11 protein-coding genes are annotated in these 21,597 nt (G+C 33.0%); 8 read left to right on the top strand and 3 right to left on the bottom strand.

The genetic code is table 11. The annotated features are described in order from the left end of the window. Positions 1-20: 20 nt before the first annotated feature. From J5J03_RS15680 to J5J03_RS15695, 4 genes are all read left to right on the top strand, one after another. The gene (locus J5J03_RS15680; protein WP_208590768.1) at positions 21-2,546 is read left to right on the top strand and encodes a glycosyltransferase; all 2,526 of its coding nucleotides are present in this window, start codon (positions 21-23) and stop codon (positions 2,544-2,546) included. Further along, positions 2,533-4,662 carry a glycosyltransferase family 2 protein gene (locus J5J03_RS15685; protein WP_208590769.1) on the top strand — a complete coding sequence of 710 codons (2,130 nt, stop codon included), beginning with the start codon at positions 2,533-2,535 and terminating at the stop codon, positions 4,660-4,662. Before J5J03_RS15680 ends, J5J03_RS15685 begins: the two co-directional genes overlap by 14 nt. 27 nt (positions 4,663-4,689) lie before the next feature. Continuing rightward, positions 4,690-7,065 carry an ATP-grasp fold amidoligase family protein gene (locus tag J5J03_RS15690; RefSeq protein ID WP_208590771.1) on the top strand — a complete coding sequence of 792 codons (2,376 nt, stop codon included), beginning with the start codon at positions 4,690-4,692 and terminating at the stop codon, positions 7,063-7,065. 235 nt (positions 7,066-7,300) lie between these two features. After that, a complete protein-coding gene (locus J5J03_RS15695; protein ID WP_208590773.1) occupies positions 7,301-10,822 on the top strand; it encodes a peptidoglycan-binding protein in 3,522 nt (1,173 codons plus the stop codon). 41 nt (positions 10,823-10,863) lie between these two features. Here the strand turns inward: J5J03_RS15695 and J5J03_RS15700 are convergent, their stop codons facing one another. Together J5J03_RS15700 and J5J03_RS15705 are read right to left on the bottom strand one after the other, a co-directional pair. After that, on the bottom strand, positions 10,864-12,705 hold the full coding sequence (locus tag J5J03_RS15700; protein WP_208590775.1) for a hypothetical protein: 1,842 nt from the start codon (positions 12,703-12,705) through the stop codon (positions 10,864-10,866). Positions 12,706-12,720: 15 nt separating this feature from the next. Continuing rightward, complete coding sequence (locus tag J5J03_RS15705) at positions 12,721-13,773, bottom strand: glycosyltransferase (protein WP_208590777.1); 1,053 nt, start codon at positions 13,771-13,773, stop codon at positions 12,721-12,723. A gap of 432 nt (positions 13,774-14,205) precedes the next feature. On the opposite strand from J5J03_RS15705, the gene J5J03_RS15710 reads away from it, so the two are divergent. Then, a complete protein-coding gene (locus J5J03_RS15710) occupies positions 14,206-16,815 on the top strand; it encodes a peptidoglycan-binding protein (protein WP_208590778.1) in 2,610 nt (869 codons plus the stop codon). Positions 16,816-16,859: 44 nt separating this feature from the next. On the opposite strand, the gene J5J03_RS15715 is transcribed toward J5J03_RS15710, so the two are convergent. Next, positions 16,860-17,912 (bottom strand): LCP family protein, encoded by a 1,053-nt coding sequence (locus tag J5J03_RS15715; protein ID WP_208590779.1) that lies wholly within the window; start codon positions 17,910-17,912, stop codon positions 16,860-16,862. A gap of 250 nt (positions 17,913-18,162) precedes the next feature. Between J5J03_RS15715 and J5J03_RS15720 the strand changes: the two genes are divergently transcribed. The 3 genes from J5J03_RS15720 (at position 18,163) to galU (ending at position 21,491) form a co-directional block, all read left to right on the top strand. Continuing rightward, entirely contained in the window at positions 18,163-19,329 is a 1,167-nt protein-coding gene (locus J5J03_RS15720) for a nucleotide sugar dehydrogenase (protein WP_208590808.1), read from the top strand. A gap of 170 nt (positions 19,330-19,499) precedes the next feature. Next, positions 19,500-20,573 carry a glycosyltransferase family 4 protein gene (locus tag J5J03_RS15725; RefSeq protein ID WP_208590780.1) on the top strand — a complete coding sequence of 358 codons (1,074 nt, stop codon included), beginning with the start codon at positions 19,500-19,502 and terminating at the stop codon, positions 20,571-20,573. A gap of 39 nt (positions 20,574-20,612) precedes the next feature. Further along, on the top strand, positions 20,613-21,491 hold the full coding sequence (galU, locus tag J5J03_RS15730) for a UTP--glucose-1-phosphate uridylyltransferase GalU (RefSeq protein WP_208590781.1): 879 nt from the start codon (positions 20,613-20,615) through the stop codon (positions 21,489-21,491). Positions 21,492-21,597 lie beyond the last annotated feature (106 nt).

Raw genomic sequence — 21,597 nt, forward strand, 5'->3', positions numbered from 1 at the left:
TATAGGTGTTGTGATGAATAATGAAAAAAAGAATCATTAAACTGATTTCTAACTTGGTACAGTTTATCTATGACCATATTTTTACTCATAAAGTAAGGTCTATGATTAACAATATTCTCACTGAAAAGAATAAGAAAAGAATTAAAAATCTATTAAGGAACGGAAAAAAGCAAATCAATATCCGGAAGATTAAACGTACTAAGTACAGATTGAAGAATTTAGGATTTATTGATGCTGGTTACAACGAGATGGTTGAATATTTTAACCAAGACAAAGACCGTGATTTAAAAGAGATGGCAGCTTTTGAATTGGCTTTGTGGCACAGTGACCAGTATACGAAAAAAGATGCCAAACAAGCGTTAGACTATTTGAATTCTATCCGAATAGACAGAGGTACGGCTGAATTCAAGAGACAAATAACGATTTTAAAAGCAGAAAATCTAAACTTTTTAGGTCACAATATAGAAGCAAAGCAACTTATAGAAAAATTAATAAATACGAAACAACATCCGGATTTGTTTTTAAGTTATGTCAATCTTCTAGAAGATCCAGCTGACAAAGTGAAATGGATCAATAAAGTATATGATCTCTATCAATTACCTGAAGTCAAGTTGGATGAAGCAGAACATAAATCTTTATATGACCAACTAACTGTTGATTATACTCAATCAAGCAGTATAAAAAGAAATGAAAGAGTTTCAATTATAATACCTGTCTTCAATGCTGAAACAGTACTTTCAACAGCATTGACATCTCTACAAAACCAAACATGGGAAAACTTGGAGATTATAGTTGTAGATGATTGTAGCAAGGATAATACAATTGCAGTTGCAGAAGAATTTGCTAAGAAAGACTCACGTATTAAAGTAATACAAACGGAGACAAATGGCGGCCCATATATTGCGAGAAATATAGCTCTTAATCAAGCTACAGGAGAATTTGTTACAATTAATGATGCAGATGATTGGTCTCACCCTTGTAAAATACAACGACAGGCCGAACATTTAATTAATAATCCGAAGATTATCGGAAATACTTCAGAACAAGCAAGACTAACTGAGGAATTGGATTTTTATCGAAGAGGAAAGCCTGGGTTATATATCTTTGGTAATATGTCTTCTTTTATGTTTAGACGTAAAGCATTTGTTGATAAAATCGGCTACTGGGATTCCGTACGTTTCGGCGCAGATTCTGAAGCCATTAAAAGAATAAAGCGAGTATTTGGTGAGAAAAGTATAGAGGAATTAAAAACTGGCCCTTTATCTTTCCAAAGACAATCAAGTGATTCCTTAACAGGAAATTCGGCATTTGGTTTCCCTGGATACTTTATGGGAGCAAGAAAAGAATATCTAGAAGCTCAATTAGACTATCATCAAAGGGCAGATAGTATAAAGTATACTTTTCCACAAGAGAAGCGGCCATTTCCAATACCCGAACCAATGAGGCCTACTAGAGAAGTTGGAAAAGGTGAGAGAAGACACTTTGATGTTATCATTGTCTCAGATTTTCGCTTAGAAGGTGGATCAACCTTATCTTGTCTAGAGGAGATAAAAGCACAAAAAAAGATGGGCATAAAAACTGGACTAGTTCAGTTAGCACGATTTGATTATGTTCCTAATAAAAAAATAAACCCGCTTATTCGTGACATGATAGATGGAGATTTAGTACAAATGATTGTATATGGAGAGAAAGTGTCATGTGATCTTTTAATCTTACGATACCCTCCTATTTTAGAACATTACCAAAGGTATGTCCCGGATATTCAAGCAAAAAGTATAAATGTCATTATTAATCAAACACCTATGAGTGACTATGGTGTCAGTGGAGAAAGACGATATAATATTGAAAAATGCCAAAAACAATTAATAGAATATTTTAATAAGGAAGCGATTTGGTTTCCGATTGGACCATTAGTAAGACAAGCCTTAGAAAAATATCATGCAGAGGAATTAAAGTCCATTCAGCTATCAGACAAAGATTGGGTTAATATTATAGATGTTGAAGAATGGAAATCGAATGAAAGAAAAAGAGAAAGAAATATTATTAAAATCGGTAGGCATTCTAGAGCTCAAGCAGTAAAATGGCCAGACAATAAGGAAGATATATTGCAAATATACCCGGATAAATCACCTTATCAAGTCCATATTCTAGGTGGTGCTGAAGCTCCTGAAAAAGTTTTAGGATATATCCCGGATAATTGGATAGTAAAAGAATTCGGCGAAGTAGATCCGAATGAATTTTTGGCTAATATTGATATCTTTGTATATTATACTCGCTCTGATTGGATTGAGTCATTTGGGAGGGTTATTATTGAAGCAATGGCTGCTGGAGTCCCTGTGGTAATATCACCGGAATATAAGGAATTGTTTGGTGGGGCAGCAATATATGCAAGTCCGGATCAAGTAACATCTAAAGTGCAAGAATTAATTTCTGATGGGAATTATTATGAGCGACAACAAAAGATAGCATGGGAATATGTTAACAATAATTTTGGGTATGCACAGCACCAATCTAGATTGGAGGAATGGTTAAATGAACAGAAATGAAAGAGATATTAACTCTCAAAGTAAAACTACATTAAAAGATATAGATGAAGACATTAAAAATCTAGATGAAAAAGTAAAAGAAATAAAATTGGAAATAGCTAAAGAAGAAGCAAGATCTAAAGAATTGGTAGAAGAAATTAACCTATTTGAGAAAGAGCTAGAAAATAAACAAGAAGATAATCATAAGTTGCAAAAAGAAACAAAGCAATACTTGAAAAGAGTGCATGCAATTAAGAATAGCACAATTTGGAATGCATCCAACCTAGTTAGAAAGAAATTGTTTAAGATAAATTCCTCTAAAAAAACGTCTGAAAATAATAACAAAAAAACAAATAATAAGAATGCTGAAAGAAAAATTAGAAAAATTAAAACCAAATTGTTAAACCTTGGTTTTAATCAACAAGCCAAGCTTGAGCTAGAAGAGTTGGCCAATAGTAAAAATGGAGTAATACAAAGCTTAGCTTCTAGAGAATTAGCTTTATGGCATGCTAATAAACGAAATGAACAAGGAGCGTTAAAAAGCCTTCATTACATCAATAAATGGTTACGCTATGAAAAAGACATTACAAGAATTGTACAAGCAACCGTATTAGCAGCTGAATCATATATGACTCTTGGAAAGGTAGAGGAAGCGAAAAATTTAATTTCAAGAGAAATCAGTAGACACAAAAATGCAGATCTATATATTACAGCAGCAAATTTAGAAGAAGATCAACATAAACGAATAGAATGGATCAATAAGTTGTATGAAATGTATGACGTGGCACCAATCAAACTAAGTCATTCAAGTGATAAGTTTCCTTACGACACTATTAGCTATGACCAATCACAATTAACATATTTTGAACCTTCAAGTAATACACCAAAAGTAACGGTTATTATTCCTGTTTTTAATGCAGAGGATGTAGTACAAACAGCGATAGAATCTGTACTGAATCAGACTTGGAGGAATTTAGAAGTTATTGTTGTCGATGATTGCAGTACAGATAATACTTATAGAGTTATTGAAGAATATATTGAAAAAGACAACAGAGTAAAACTTATTCAAACTGAAACCAATGGTGGAGCATACATGGCAAGAAATCTTGCTATTACACATGCTACTGGTGATTTTATAACCTTAAATGACTCGGATGACTGGTCTCATCCGCAAAAAATAGAGAAACAAGTTGTACATTTATTGAATAACCCAGAAAAGGTAGGAAATACATCACAGCAAGTACGTGCGACTTCTAACCTTTTTTACTTTAGAAGAGGAAACTTTAGATTAATGTTTACCAATATGTCATCGTTTATGTTCCGTCGAGAAGTTGTGTTGGACAAAGTTGGTTTTTATGATTGTGTACGGTTTGGTGCTGATGCTGAATATCTCAGAAGAGTTAAAAAAACCTTTGGCAAAGATGCAATTGTGGATTTAAGAACAGGTCCACTTTCATTCCAAAGACAATCTGATTCCTCTTTAACAGGAAACTCCGCATTTGGATTTCACGGTTACTTTATGGGTGCTAGAAAAGAGTATGTTGAAAGTCAATCACATTATCATAGTCGCGCAGAATCATTGAAATATGACTTTCCACAACAGAAGCGTGTTTTTCCAGTTCCAGAACCAATGTGGCCGAAAAGAGAACAAAAAGATAAACAAGGTAGACGTTCCTTTGATTTAGTTATAGTTAGTGATTATCGAACTTTTGATAATGAAATGTGGGAGTATATCAATAACCATGTTGAACTCCAAAATAAAAAAGTTGGCTTCGTTCAAATGTATCAATATGAGGTAGATCCGTTACAAAAAATAAAGAGTGAGTTTAGAGATCTAATTGATGGCGAGCAATTTCAAATGATTGTATACGGTGAAAAGATTAAGTGTAACAATCTTGTTATTTATAATCCGAATATATTAAAAGAGTGGCAACGATTCATTCCGAAAATTGATGCTGATAATGTGTCAGTAATAGCTAACAATATAACTACAGAAGATGAACAAAATGTAATAGAGAATATCCAAACTTATTACGAACATTTATTAGAGTACTTCGGTGAAGAAGCAATTTGGTATACAGATTCTAATGTTTTACGTGAAGCGATGGAAAACATTAGTTATATAAAAACGGTATAATCAATCTCAAATATGGAGGTGAAACATTTGAAAAAACACGTTTTTCTAATTGTACGATACAGTATGTTAACAGAAAATGGGTCGGGATGGAGAATTGGTGAACAAGCATTTGAAGAGTACAAACAAGAAGTATTTGAACCACAGCGTTTAGAGATAAGAGAAAGACTATTTAAAAATATAACACTGCCATCTCTATCAAACCAAACATTATTGAACCCTGATGAGTTTACTTTACTAGTAATTACATCGGATCAATTACCTGAAAAAAATCTCAAAAGTTTACAGCAAATGTTGGAGCCTTATTCCTGGGCTAGAATTATTCCAACAAACCATAATGATTCCATGAAAAACTTAATTGACCAAGTTATAACTAAAGAATTAAATGAATTTAATGAACCAGTCTGTTATTGTACCGCTAGATTAGATGATGATGATGCATTAGCTAACAATTACAATGAAAAGCTGTATCAGTATCTTTCTCATGAATACTCGGGTTTTTGTATTTCATTTGGAAATGGATATACTGGTATATATAATGTTCAGTTGGATGCATTCCAATCCTTTCATACAAATTATTCACCTAAGATTGCTCTAGGTTTATCTTATATAAATACCTATGATCCAAAAAATCAGTCATTTGAAAATCCGTTTATTTCCATCTTCAGTAATGGTTCTCACACAAAGGTGGATCAGCAAAGTCCAACTATTATTGACTCAAAAGATCAACTCTATCTGAGGACTATTCACGCTGTCAGTGATACAAACAGTAAAGAGCAAGTTAAAAGAGTAAAAGCAAAACCTGTAGTGGAACCGAAAATTATTTATAATAATTTTTCAATACAAACTGAATTTAAAGAAGAGCAATTAGTAGATGAACAATTTTTGAATAAATTAAAGGAAGAGAAAGAAGAATTAATGTTGAAATATAATAATGAATATAATGATTTATTGGATCAACTAAATAAAGTGAAAGAATATAATAATAAGTTGGAAATAGACTTAGAATTACTAAAAAATAATATCAGTTTTGAGGAAGATAAAATAAGGAATTCTACCAATGATCGAGATAAAGCATTAAAGCAACTAATCCAAATTGAAAATAGTAAAGTGTGGAGATATACGAATGGATTGCGACATGCATTAGATATTGTGAAAGGTAAGTCAAACAATCAAAAAAATTATACAGCGAAAATGACCGTAAATGATAAAGTTGAAGAAACTAATACGAAGAAAGTGAAAAAAACTGAACACCCCAAAAAAGCATCAAAACAGGACAATAATAGTGAACCAAAAAAAATTACTATTGAGAAAAATATGGTTTACAGAATTAAAAAGGCAAAAGAAAATGGCCAAGTTATAGAATACTTAGAGGATTTAGCCAATAAAAGAAAAGAAGTTGATCAATTATATAAACGTGCCTTTAAATATGCAGCTATGATTTATAGACATGATACGACAGAGACTCGATCTGAGGTTTATAAGAAAGCTTTAGAAGTATTAAAAATTGAAGAACTACCACATTCAATTGTAAAAGATTCTGATCCGTTACCTTTAAAACAAGCAGCTTCTTTTAGTGCAAGTCTAACGATGAGGTCTAGAAAGTCACAGTTGATGGAACGTACGCTACCTGAATGGCAGTTGAATGATAAAACAGACGCCTATAAATTTATTGATTCGATTAATGTAACTAGGCCATGGAGAACAGAGGATTCTTATGAACTAGAGATGGTTCCATTCTATGAGAATTCAGTAATAAAGCCGACGCAAGGAGCGGCTTCGAGAGGCGTATATTTTGTATACAATAAAGAACGTATTTGGGATGTGAAACGAGAAAAGTTTCTCTCGACTTGGGACGACCTTAAAGAAAGTATGAGACTCGATTTAAAAGATAAATGGGTAGCAAAAGATAATTGGTTTGTAGAAGAATTGTTAAGTGAAGATAGTCAAATGAAACAACCTGCTCGAGATTTAAAATTTTATTGTTTTTATGGCAAAGTAGGTTTGATTTTAGAAATAGTAAGAAAACCAGAGTTGAAATATTGTTGGTTACTACCAGATGGAACAAGGATTAATACTGGTAAGTATGAAGATAAGCTTTTTGAAGGAGAAGGAGCAACTAACGAGCAATTGCATTTAGTTTCATCGATAAGTTCAAAAATACCAGCTCCATTTATGCGAATAGATTTTCTAAAAGCAGAAAAAGGATTAGTGTTTTGTGAGTTCACACCAAGACCTGGTAATTACACGGAGTTTAATGAATCAGTGGATAAATTATTAGGAGACATGTTCTTGGAAGCAGAAGAAAGGTTATCTAATGATTTATTAGTTGGGAAAGATTTTGAAGAATTCCATCAATATCTTAAAAATATCAATCAATATGAAAAGAAAAATATGAATGAATAGATCATAATAGGTTGATCACAGTAGATCCAGGGATAACCGCCTATATCTATAGTCTCTAGATATAGGCGGTTATTTTTTAATGAATTAGCTTGACGTTGATAGATTTAGAGATTACGATATTACTAGGAGTAATTTTTTGTAAGAAGGGGTGTGACTTTATTAGGATAATTTTACCAATTAAATCCTTACTTATTCTGGTTGAACAATGAGTTTCTATTACAGGAGGAAATACTTGATGGAGTTTAAGAAAAAGCTAATTACGCTTGTAGCCTTTTTCACTTTTGTTTATTATGTGCCTATCAGTGCAACAGCTGAAGCAGAACAAGAAACTGAAAATTCGGATCAAGCTGAGGAAAGAACAACTGATAATGAATTAAACGAAACAAGTGAAGTGGAAGAAGAAGTGGAATCGTCAGATGATGTAGAATCAAAGGAAGTTACTGAAGAACAAGAAGAGGAAGTAACAACAGATGAAAATCAAGTAACGGAAGAAACTAATAGTACAGAAGCAGAAGTTAGTACTTTATCAGTAGAGGATACTTCGGCTTTAACTGTTGAGGATGCATCGTCAGTTCAAGATGATCTAAAGCAACTTGGTTTTGAAAACTCTGATATGGAAGATGCACTTCTATATTTTCAGTCTTATTATGGATTGGAAGAGACGGGAGAAGTTAATGAAGCAACACAAAATAAAATAGACGAAATTCTATCTAGTCCTTTAAGAAAAGGCCAATATCATAATGATGCTATCCAGTTAAAGAAAGACTTAGCTAGATTGGACATCCATATTTCCAATAGTCCTACTGAACATTATGGTCCTTTAACAGAAGCTGGAGTAATGAATTTTCAAGAACAATATGGTCTGCCAGTGAGTGGAATAGCAGATTATAAAACATTAGATAAGATTAATGAATTATTGACTGGTCCTATGTTTAATGGTCTACATCGTGATGATGTTGTGGATTTAAAAATTGACCTAGAGAAATTAGGATTTCATGTATCAAGTAACCCTACTTATCACTATGGACCGATAACTGAGTCTACAGTAAAAGAGTTTCAAAGCTATTATGGCCTAGAAGCTGATGGAGTAGCAGGCCCATCAACTTTGAATAAAATAGACGAAGTTCTAAATAGCCCTTTTCAAGATGGAGAATATAACGAAGAAACTATTAAGTTAAAAGAAGATCTCGAAATCTTAGGCTATAAAGTTTCCAATGACCCTACCACCCATTATGGTCCGATAACAGCATCTAAAGTGAAAGAATTCCAAGAGGATCAAGGGCTTAAAGCGACTGGGATTGCAGATTCTGTAACTCGTGCCAAGATTCAAGAATTGCTTGATAAACCACTTGAAAAAGGTATGGAAAGATTAGACGTAATAGATTTGAAATTAGATTTAGAGAAATTAGGATTTCATGTATCCAATAGTCCTACTACATATTATGGACCGATAACGGAATCAAAGGTTAAAGAATTTCAAAAATATTATGGTCTTACAGCTGATGGAAAAGCAGGTCCAGCGACTCTAGACAAAATAGAGGATATAGTCAATAGTCCATTTCAAGATGGAAAACGGCATGAGGATACTATTCAATTAAAGGTAGATTTAGAAAAACTAGGATTTCATGTATCAGATGATCCAACAACATTATATGGATACATCACTACCAAGAAGGTGGAAGAATTTCAGGAATTTTACAATCTGAAAGTAACAGGAATTGCCGATCCTGTAACAAGAAATAAGATTCATGAATTAGCGAATGCCCCGCTGGAAGATGGTATGTATCGAAATGATGTAATTGATTTAAAAATTGACTTAGATAAGTTAGGGTTCCATGTCTCAGACACTCCGACTACCCATTATGGACCAATAACAGAATCTAAAGTAAAAGAATTTCAAAAGTATTATGGGTTACCTGTTACGGGAATTGCAGATAGCGACACAGTTGACTTATTAGAGGAGTTAGCGTCTACGCCTCTTCAAGAAGGTGGTCATCACGAAGATGCTATACAACTTAAAAAAGATCTTGAAACATTAGGATTTAAAGTTTCAGACGACCCAACAGAGTATTATGGACCAATTACTACTTCAAAAGTAAAAGAATTTCAATCTTATTATGGATTGAAAACAAACGGTATTGCAGACTCTAAAACATTAGAAAAGATCCAAGAGATCTTAGAAAGTCCATTACAAGATGGTGCGAGAGTAAAAGAAGCAATACAGTTGAAGGAAGATTTAGATACATTAGGTTTCCATGTGTCTGATGATCCGACCAACCACTATGGTCCTATTACAGCGTCAAAGGTTGAAGAGTTTCAAGAATATTATGGTCTTCCTGCAACGGGAATTGCCGATTATAAAACACTAGAAAAGATCGAAGAAATTTTAAATAGTCCATTTCAGTATGGGAAAAATCATAAAGACACGATCCAATTGAAAAAGGATTTATCTAAATTAGGTTTCCATGTGTCTGATGACCCTAACGATTACTATGGTCTTATTACTACAGAAAAGGTAGAAGAATTCCAAGAACAATATGATCTTCCTGTAAGTGGTATAGCAGATGAAAATACTTTTGCTAAGATTAAAGAGCTATTAGAAACAAAAGTAATCTATCATTATACCAATTACGATTATTCGTTGCAAAAAATGCTAGATATTCAAATGGGTGTATCACCACAGACTGATAAATATCGAAATGATCCGGCATATGTATTAGCATCTGATATTGAAGTTTATAGTAGTCCAACTGTATCAAGTGGCGTGTTTGTAAGAAGTGCACCAAGAATTGAAGAAAGTACAAAGGAATTCAAAACAATAAGTACAATTAATGTTGAAATTCTTTCGAAAAATATCTCAGGTGATTCTTACAACGGCAGTACAGAGTGGTATAAGATTAAATACAATGGCGAAGAATATTATGTTCACAGTTTATTAGTGAATGAATCTAATGGTGCTAAGGTTAAAACGGCTACCGATGTAAAAGCAAAAACAAGTACAGGGAGTCATACATTTGGCCGACTTGCAGCAGGATCTTCAGTTTCCGTTAAAAGGAAAACCGGTTCTTGGTATGAAATTAGTTATCAGAGTTGGAGAAATGCAAAATCAGGTGATGTGATGGAATATTTAGACCCTGAGAAAAACAATAACTTCCAGCATCTTCTTTTATCAGGAACTGCAGGGTTATCCGCAAGTCAATTAAGAACCATTATAGACGGAAAGGGAACTCTAGATGGACAAGAACAAGCTTTTCTTGACGCAAGTAATTCAAGTAATGTAAACGAAGTATATTTAGTTTCTCATGCATTATTAGAAACTGGACACGGCACATCTGATCTAGCTAGTGGTGTTTATGTTGACAAGAATGGAAACACTATTAGAGACAGTAATGGTAATTTAATTTTAGATAAATCAAAAGTCCCTAGTGGATCAACTAAGGTTTATAATATGTATGGTATCAATGCAACAGATAATAATGCAGTTAATGGAGGAGCAAAGTATGCTTATGAACAAGGCTGGACTACTCCTAGTAAAGCAATAATTGGAGGAGCTCAGTGGATTTCGGGTCGATATATTAATCATAGTAGTTACCAACAGGATACACTATATAAAATGCGTTGGAATCCGCAATCACCAGGTACACACCAATATGCAACAGATGTTGGTTGGGCGGTAAAACAAATCTCTGAAATCCAAGATTTATACGAACAATTACCGGATGCCATAAAACAATTTGACATGCCTCGATATAAATAAAATAAATAAACCGAACTATTTTACAATAGTTCGGTTTATTTTTATATGGCATCAATAGAAATAGAATCCCCATCATTGTCAATCTTAAAGATACCACTTTGTATCACACTATCCGTATACTTTTTCAAGTAATTCTCTAGGCTCTCATTTGAATTGACTATAACTAAATAATCTGACTTAGATAATTTGTTTTCAAATTCATCTACTTCCTCATCTGAGGATAGTTGTGTAGTTATGCTGTAATTATCAGATAACTGTTCATAGTACAATACTTTATCTAGAAAACCTTTATCGTCTTTGCTTTCAGGGCTATAATAAGCTACCTCAATGTCTTCAAAATTTTCGCTTGGTACATTACTCACTAATTCTTTTACTTGGTATCTGAGACTTGATTCGACTTCTGGTTTCGAAAACATTTTTAATGTATTGTCATGGAAAGGAAATAGAGCCATCACACACATAATAAATAACAGAGGTGCCTTTATAACTTGGTCACGAAAACTAGTCAATAAAGTTGATATTTTATAAGCATTCACTAACATAAGTAAGCCAGTTATATAGATAATAGCAGTAGATTGATAACGTTTAAATCCTGCTAATCGGGATGCCTCATTTTCTGGCATCAAGAATACATACATTAAAAATAATGAAAAAACATAGATAATATAAAATACATTGGTTAACAAGAGAGTCCCAAATAGTAATGTATCTGTTTTTTTATTTTTTAAATAAATCAAGAAAAGCATGATTAAAGTAAATATATTTAATAATATCAGCAATAAAACATTAGGGTTTTCAATATTAGTTGCAACCTCAATAATATTAGGGACTATATTATTCATAAATTCTGGGGATTTATCTATATCCGTAATCGTACTTAGGCTTACTTCAAATTTATTACTTTCATACGTTTCTTCTACATAAGCTTTATCTACATATTGTCCCCAAAGGAAATTAAAAAATAAAGGTAATGCTACAATGGAAATTAAGAAATACACCATTACATTAGGTTTTTTTACCGGATAATCTTGTTCCGATTTGGTATAGTAATTTGAAATCATTAGAATGATTATTACGGCCACATTTAATATAAAGAATAACTTACCACTATCTTTGATTAGAAGTAAGAATATCAATAAAGGTGCAGTACTGATAAATAACTTTTGCCAATCATTTTTATAATAATAACTAATAATGGATATACTTAGCGCTGTTAATCCAAGCAAAGTATCCACTAATAAGTGATGGAGACTTTGGGTAATAATAGAAATAAGTACAACACTAGTTATTAAAGGGATTATAATAGTAACTGGTCTTCTCCATTTAGAGAAAGCAAATAGAACAGAAAGATTTGCTCCAATAAGTAAACCTTGAGCCATGAGAGTGTGGCTCTCGGTATAGCCAATAATTTTATTGACAAAATAGATGAATATTGCACTTCCTGGTGGATATGTGGTGTAGTTGACCATAGTAGAATGATCAGGCAATCCCTCAATCCTAAACATTTCTTTTATAATTAATGCCCAATGACTAAAATTGTCATAGTGTAGGTAAATGATCCCTTTTAAATGAAAAACAACAAACAACCCAAATAACACAAAGAAAAAAATACCAGGAGTTGCTATGTATCTCCAATATAAAGGTTCTTTTTGCTTAAATGTTTGAAAAGTGTAATAAATCAATAAGAAGAATCCAATTAAAAAAATAACATAGACTACTTGCGTTAGAATATTTAATATTCCTGAAATAAATAAAACGCAAGTAACTACAGAAAATAAGAAGATCGGTATGAATGTAGGATGTAATTTAAGCTTTTTGTATACCAATACACTCCATCCTATTAAAGATAATAAGAATATTCCCGATAATATATACGTTAGCATAAAATTCACTCCATATTACGCACTCTTAAAAACCCAAACACGTTGTATATAATAACTCATTAGAAACAATATAGTATCCACAAATATCTTGATTACTACTTCGCCACTTCCAATTAACGTATAAATCAAATAAACCCCATAAGATGAAACAAGCATTTGCGTTACACTAAGGGTATAATATTTATATAGTGTCCTTTTAGATGTGTTTTGAAAAACAAATGTTTTATTTACAACATAATTAAACAATGACGATAGAACCCTTGCGCCAATAGTAGCGTAAAAAATAAAAGAATTAGGAAATGCTTCTTTTAAAAGAACTGATAACAAAGCAAATAATAAGATATCAATTCCAAATGACGACAAGGATGATATTGCGTATTTGATAAAGATTGTATAGATCTTAAATGAATCTATGATAGGGTTAAAATGAGAAGATTCATTCTCATTCAGGTAAATGGTTTGGATTGTGACTTCTTCTATTTCGATACCGTACTTGCGTGCCTCTAAAATCATATTCATTTCGTATTCATATCGCTCACCTTTGATATCCAGAAGACTAGGTAAAGTGCTAATGTGTATTCCTCTTAAACCTGTTTGAGTATCTGAAATTTTCATACCAGTAGCAAGATAAAGAACTTTAGAAGTTAATTTATTTCCAAATCTGCTTCGGAAAGGTATGTCTTTTTCAGAGAAATCACGAGAACCTAGAATTATCTTTTTCTCTGTATTTAATAGTCGATCAGCAACTTTTTTAATATCATCAGGTGCGTGCTGACCGTCTGCATCAACTGTAATAACACCATGTATATCTTGATAGTTACTTAATACATGATTAAAGGCATTTTTCAGCCCTCTTCCTTTACCCAAGTTTATCGCATGTTGAAGTATTTCACATTCTTTCATCTGTTCAATGTGGTCAAAGATGTTATTGCATTCTTTCTTGCTTCCATCATTTATAACCAAAATATTATTAAATCCTTTTGAAATGAGTTCATTTGTGAAACCAATTAGCTCATTATCAGGATTGTAAGCAGGTATGATAATTAGTATATCTTTGTATTTACTCATTTTCCCCTCCGCTGCAAGATGTAAATTTTAATCTGACCCTATCCTAAATATTCGATATAACCATTTAAAAAGTGACTACTATTTTGGATTTTTAACATATTGTTCGCTCGTATTTTACAGTTTGCCCTAATAGAAACATTTTACACATTTCAGATAATTGGAAAACAATCATCAAAGTTTCTGAATTTAATAGATTGTATTTTTTAGTCCTCCCTTTTAATAGCAAAGTCAATTATATATATAGAAAGAGGGTAATTGCAACATTTTAGGTATATTATTTTTGATAAGAAATATTAGTTTATCACATTAGTGATAAAAAAGATCACGGAGTTAATTGAGCAACTTATAGTAACAAAATGTAAAATGTTTATCAATATAGTTATAATTCCTTTTTTATATCCGATATAAAGTATATGGCTTGGAGGAGGTGAAATGATGAAATTAAAGGTTTGTACTCTTTTCTTCGTGTTTAGCATTTTTACTGTCCTTTTCTCTATGTCTGATTCATTGGCCACAACTGAAGAGTTAAGTGAAGAAGGTTCTCAAGCACAAGATAATGAGGTCATCGAAGACGTATCTTCAGAAAAAGAGAATAATGAAGAGCAAAAGGTAAACGATCTCAGTTTACAGGTAGAGGAAGATGCTGAAGAAAGTGTTGAAAGTGACCAGACATCTAGTCTAGCAGAAGAGGAGAATAAGCTAGAGCTCGAAGATTCAAATGAAGAGAAGTTAACTGATGAGCCAAATGTAAAAGACGAAGAGGTAAAGGAAGAAGCTGAACAACAAGTAACAACTTTCTCAGTGGAACAACCAAAACAATTACAAAATGGTACATATGATGAAGATGTAATCGAACTAAAACTTAATCTAGCAAAAGCAGGGTTTAAGGTTTCGGATAGTCCAACTGATTACTTTGGACCAATCACTGAAAAAGTTTTGAAGGAGTTTCAATCATATTACGGATTAACCGATTCTGGTATTGCTGAAGAACAAACATTGGACAAATTAAATAGTATTATTAACAGTCCATTGCAAAATGGTAATAGAAATAATGAAACAATAGATCTGAAGCATAATCTAGCAACACTAGGATTTATAGTGCCTGGTAATATGACAGAACACTTTGGCGATTTAACGGAAGCTACCGTTAAGGATTTCCAAAAAGCTTATGATCTTGTTCCTTCTGGAATAGCAGATGAAGTAACAATGCGTAAATTAAATGAATTGATCGAGAAACCATTATCTAATGGAATGCATCATGAAGACGCAATTGAACTAAAAATTAACCTAGCTAAAGTAGGCTTCAAAGTATCTAGTAATCCTACTGATTACTTCGGACCTCTTACGGAAGTAGCTGTGAAAGATTTTCAAAAATATTATAATATAGCTGTTACAGGTGTTGCTGATCAAACTACATTAGAAAAATTAGCTGATATTCTTAGCAGTCCATTACAAAACGGAAATAGAAATAACGAAACCATAGAGCTTAAATATAATTTAGCAACACTAGGGTTTGTAGTACCCGGTAATATGACAGAACACTATGGTGATTTAACGGAGGCTACCGTAAAAGATTTCCAAGAAGCATATGGTCTAGTATCCTCCGGGATAGCAGATGAAGTAACATTACGTAAATTAAATGAATTAATCGATGAACCGCTATCTAATGGAATGCAACGTAAAGATGCCATCGATTTAAAAATTAACTTAGCTAAAGTAGGCTTCAAAGTATCTAATAATCCAACTGACTATTTTGGACCGCTTACGGAAGCAGCTGTGAAAAAGTTTCAAAAATATTATAATATAGCTGTTACAGGTGTAGCTGATCAAACCACTTTAAAGAAATTAGATGATATTGTCAGCAGTCCATTGCAAGACGGAAAACGTAATAAAGAAACTGTGGATTTAAAATATGACTTGAAAGCATTAGGATTTGTAGTGCCAGGTAGTAATATGACAGAATATTATGGTCCGAAGACGAAGAAAACTATAAGTGAGTTTCAAACGTACTATGGTTTAAAAAGCAATGGAATAGCAGATGAGAGAACGCTTAGCAAGATCGAAGAGTTATTATCAAGTCAGTTACAGAACGGGAATTATAACCAAGCAACAGTGCAATTAAAGTATGATTTGAAATCACTGGGCTTTGTAGTGCCAGGTAATATGACAGAACATTATGGTCCAAAAACAGAAGAAACAGTTAAAAATTTCCAAAAACATTATGGATTAACACAAAACGGTATTGCGGATTCATCAACATTAAAGAAAATACAAGATTTATTATCAAGTCCTATGCAGAATGGTAACTACAACAGTAAAACGATAGAATTGAAATACGATTTAGCTGCATTAGGTTTTGTAGTGCCAGGCAATATGACGGAACATTATGGACCTAAGACAGAAAAGACTGTAAAGAGCTTTCAAAAAGCATATGGTTTACCTGTAAGTGGTATAGCAGACGAAGTTACTCTGCAAACAATAAAAGATTATGTTGTAAGAATCTTTTTAGACCCTGGTCATGGTGGTACAGATCCAGGCGCTGATGGTTACGGGATAAAGGAAAAGGATGTTGTACTGGATATAGCCGAAAAAACATCCTATTACCTAACTAAAAATTATCTAGGAGTACGTACATTTCTTTCAAGGGATAGTGACAAATTTATTTCTCTTGATGACCGAACCAAACATGCAAACTCTATCGGTGCAGATTACTTTGTAAGTATTCATAATAACGCTTTTACGGGTAGTGCCAGCGGTTTCGAGTCTTATATTTATAATGGGTCTACTTCCGCAACTACAAAAAACAATCAGAAAATAATTCATAATTATTTAATCAATAAATTGAATGTAAACGATCGAGGTATGAAGGAAGCTAATTTTCATGTATTAAGAACTAGTAATATGCCATCGATCTTGATTGAGTATTTATTTATTGATAATAAAGCTGAAAATGAAAAGCTAAGAGACAGCAGTTATCGACAATGGCTTGGTCAAATTACAGCAGAGGCGATCGCCAAAGCATATAATTTGAAACAAAAATAAAAAACACCGATCTTCAAACTTCGAAGATCGGTGTTTTTACCATTTTATTCAGTAGCAGTATTATTTTGATTAGCTTCTGACGACGATTCAGACTCATTATCCAAAATATCCAAATGAGTTTGTAAGATCTGCTTTGTTTCTGCAAGGTTTTGTTCATCAAGACCATAATAATAAATATTATCTAACCAAAGGTCACTACCTTCAAGGTTCAATGTTTCAATATCAATGCTTCCAGATGTACCATATGATAAGAAAGCTTTCATTTCATCAAAAGATAAGTTTGTTGTCATGTTGTTACCGACAGCTTGAATGGCATCATCTAGTTTAAATACAGAATTAACAGATGTTGCTTTATCAATAATAGCTTTCATAATTTCTTGTTGTCTTTTTCCACGTTCTATGTCATTATCCATTTTACGTGTTCTTGCTAGTGCTAATGCCTCTTCACCATTTAAATTTTGTTCACCAGGCAGTAGGTGAATGGAATCACGTTTATCATCTGAGTTCGATTCGGTAAATTCAAATGGAACTTCCATTTCAACACCACCGATTGCATCAATGACATCTACGAAGGCATTAAAATTCAATTTCACATAGTAGTCAACAGGGACATCTAAAAAGGTTTCCACTGTTTTAATCGTTGCATGAACGCCACCAAAGGCATGGGCATGCGTAATTTTATCTTCATAACCGACTTCTGGGACATAAACATAGGAATCACGAGGAATACTTAGCATTTTTACACTATTATCATTCTTATTAAGCGTAGCTAAGATTAAGGCGTCAGATCGAACAGGTTCATTCTTTTCCCCTCTGTGTTCACTATCGTCTACACCGATAAATAATACGGAAACATGATCTTCTGTAGGATCGACCTCTTTTGCACGCAGTTCTGATTTATTATCTTCACGCCCATCGCTTTCATAAGATTCTGATACAGCTTTTTCTGCTTCATTGACCAAATTGATCGCATATGCAGAGGCAGCTCCAATTAATATAATTAAAGGTACGAAAATAAAGAATAGAATTTTCCTACGTTTGCTCTTCTTTTTCTTTTCTTTTATTTGAATTCTCGAATTCACATCTTTTTTTGACATCGTCTTTCCCCCGATTTCTAGAATAACCCACACTATATTACATTTTACTATGAAAATGTGTGGGCGTAAATTGAAATTTATAAAAATTTTACAATTCTTTTTTGCTTTATGCTATTCAATTAGACGTAATAAAGGGGTGAAATGTTTCAAAAATAATAAAATCTATGTTACTGGACACAATTATGATATAATGTGTATGTTTTGAAGTTGGATAATAATGCAAATTTCAATATTGAAAGGAAAGATGATGATGAAAATAGCTGTAGCAGGAACAGGCTATGTTGGATTATCAAACGCGATCCTATTAGCACAACATAATGAAGTATATGCTTTAGATATAGTAGAAGAAAAAGTCAAACTTATAAATAACCAAAAATCTCCCATAATTGATCAAGAAATTGAAGACTTTCTGGCAAATAAAGATTTAAATTTAACTGCTACAACAGACGCAAAGCAAGCATTTCAAGGTGTTGATTATGTAATCATTTCAACACCAACTAATTATGACCCTGATAAAAATTATTTCGATACTTCATCTGTTGAAAAAGTTATAGATACAGTTTTATCGATTAATTCTGATGCAACAATGGTTATTAAATCAACGATACCGGTGGGGTACACATTAGAATTGCGTGAAAAGTTTCAAACAGAGAATATAATCTTCTCACCTGAGTTCTTAAGAGAAGGAAAAGCTCTATATGATAATTTATATCCTTCCCGAATTGTTGTAGGAGAACAATCAGAACGTGCCCGAGTTTTCGCTGATTTATTAGCAAAAGGTGCTATCAAAGAAAATATTGACATTTTATTCACGAACTCAACAGAAGCAGAAGCAATAAAGTTATTTGCGAATACTTATTTAGCAATGCGTGTGGCCTTCTTTAATGAGCTAGACACATATGCAGAAGTACGTGATCTTAATACGAAACAAATTATTGAAGGGGTAGGTTTAGATCCGAGAATAGGAAGTCATTATAATAACCCTTCATTTGGTTATGGTGGCTATTGCCTACCAAAAGATACTAAACAATTATTGGCAAATTACCAAGATGTACCAAATAATATTATGACTGCTATTGTAGAGGCTAACCGTACGCGTAAGGACCATATCGCATCAAGAATCTTAGCAAAAAATCCTGAAGTAGTAGGCATTTATCGTTTAACGATGAAAACAGATTCCGATAATTTCAGGCAATCTGCTATTCAAGGTGTTATGAAGCGACTAAAAGGTGAAGGTGTGGAAGTAGTTATATATGAACCAAATCTTGAGAAAGAAACATTCTATAATTCCAAATTAATCAAGGACTTTAATACTTTTAAAGAAACAGCCGATGTCATTGTCGCGAATCGATTAACTGATGAATTAAAGGATGTAAGAAGTAAAGTATATACACGTGATTTATTTAGTAGAGATTAGACACAAGGAAGTGCTCAATTCTTATTGGGCTTTTTTGGTTAGTAACGGACAAGATATATACATGTAATCCGAATATAATTAGTATACTATTATAAAATCGTGTTATAATGGATCGAAGTAAATAGATTAAAATTAGTAAAAAGGATTCCTTTTTATAAGTAGGTGTATGTATGTTTAATATAATGGAGTTAATCGTAGCATTTCTAATTTCTGCTATCGTAGCTTTTGCATCAACTCCTCTAATAAAAAAATTAGCTATTAAAGTAAATGCTGTAGATCTACCTGGTGATAGAAAAAAACATGATGGGGCTAAAGCAAGGCTAGGGGGTCTTGCCATTGTTCTAGGGGTAACTGCAGGTTTATTATATTTACAACCACAGCATCCGCACATGTTAGAGATCATCCTTGGTGGTATCATTATTGTTATTACTGGGGTTATTGATGATATAGTCGGATTAAAAGCATATCAGAAATTAATTGGGCAACTTGCCGCTGCGCTGGTTGTTGTTTCTTCTGGGTTAGTAATAGATAAATTAACAATGCCATTTGTAGGAACAGTTCATTTAGAAGGATTCGGCTTAATTCTTACAATTATATGGGTTGTTGGTGTCTCTAATGCCATTAATCTTATCGACGGATTGGATGGACTTGCGGCAGGTGTATCAGCGATTGGTTTAACAAGTATCTTAATTATTGCGATCACAGATTACCGTTTGATCGTCGTTTATTTGGGGATGGTTTTAGTCGGAAGTTGTCTTGGTTTTCTATATCATAACTTCTATCCGGCCAAGATTTTCATGGGGGATACGGGTGCTTTGTTTTTAGGGTATGCGATTTCCGTTATATCCATGCTCGGTCTATTTAAGAATGTCGCTTTTTTTAGTTTTATTATACCCATTATTATTATAGCTGTACCAATTTTTGATACGCTCTTTGCCATTGTCCGGCGTATGATCAATAAACAAAATATAGGTACTGCTGACCGCAAACATATCCATTACCAGTTAGTTGAGATGGGTTATAGCCATCAAACTTCCGTGCTAATCATTTACGCATTTAGCGGTTTCTTTGGCGTTATGGCGATCATCTTTAATAGTGCAACGATGTTGACGTCTCTGATTATTTTAGCTTTAATTATTCTTGGGATTCAGTTAATTGCTGAATTATCTGGAATTGTTTTGAATGGGCAACAACCAATATTAAGCAGTTTGAAGAAATTAATTGGGAAAATACAAAAAATATAGACTTTATTTATCGAAACTCAAGATATTTGGAGGTGCAGAATGCAAAAAGTAAAAAAAGCAATTATACCAGCAGCCGGACTTGGTACACGATTTCTACCAGCAACGAAAGCAATGCCAAAGGAAATGTTACCAATCGTAGATAAACCGACTATTCAATATATTGTTGAAGAAGCAATTGAATCAGGAATTGAGGATATTATTATCGTCACTGGTAAAGGAAAAAGAGCAATCGAAGACCATTTTGATAATAATTTCGAGTTAGAAGATAATTTAATGAAAAAAGGGAAATTTGAGTTATTGGAAAAGACAAAACATCCTGCTAAAGTGGATATTCATTACATCCGTCAAAAGGAACCTTTAGGATTAGGACATGCAGTATGGTGTGCACGTAAATTTATTGGAAATGATCCGTTCGCTGTGTTACTTGGAGATGATATTGTACAAGCTGATACACCTTGCTTAAAACAACTAATTGATCAGTTTGACCAAACCGATAAATCTGTTATTGGTGTTCAACAGGTTGGTGAAGATGAGACAGACCGATATGGTATTGTCGCTCCTCAGGAAAGATTCGATAGGTTATACTCAATTGATCATTTAGTAGAAAAGCCAAAAAAAGGTACAGCACCCTCAAATTTAGCGATTATGGGTCGTTACGTACTAAGCGCAGAGATATTTGAATATCTAGAGAAACATGATGTAGGATCTGGAGGAGAAATTCAACTTACTGATGCAATCCAGCGCCTAAACGAATCAAGTAAAGTCTATGCTTATGACTTCCAAGGAAATAGATTTGATGTAGGGGAAACATTAGGTTTTGTTAAGACAACGATTGAATTCGCTCTGCAAAATGAGGAAATTGGCCATGATGTCAGAGAAATTATAGAAGATTTGTTAGAGAAATATAATCAACAATAAAGAAATATTACCTTACCTGAACAAAAGTATTTGTTCAGGTTTTTTATGTGTTCGTTTTTTTAATGACACCTCCCCACCTCTCATTTTGATTATAAAGATGAAGGGA

The sequence above is a fragment of the Gracilibacillus suaedae genome (assembly GCF_017599345.1).
Taxonomy (GTDB): Bacteria; Bacillota; Bacilli; order Bacillales; family Amphibacillaceae; genus Gracilibacillus; species Gracilibacillus suaedae.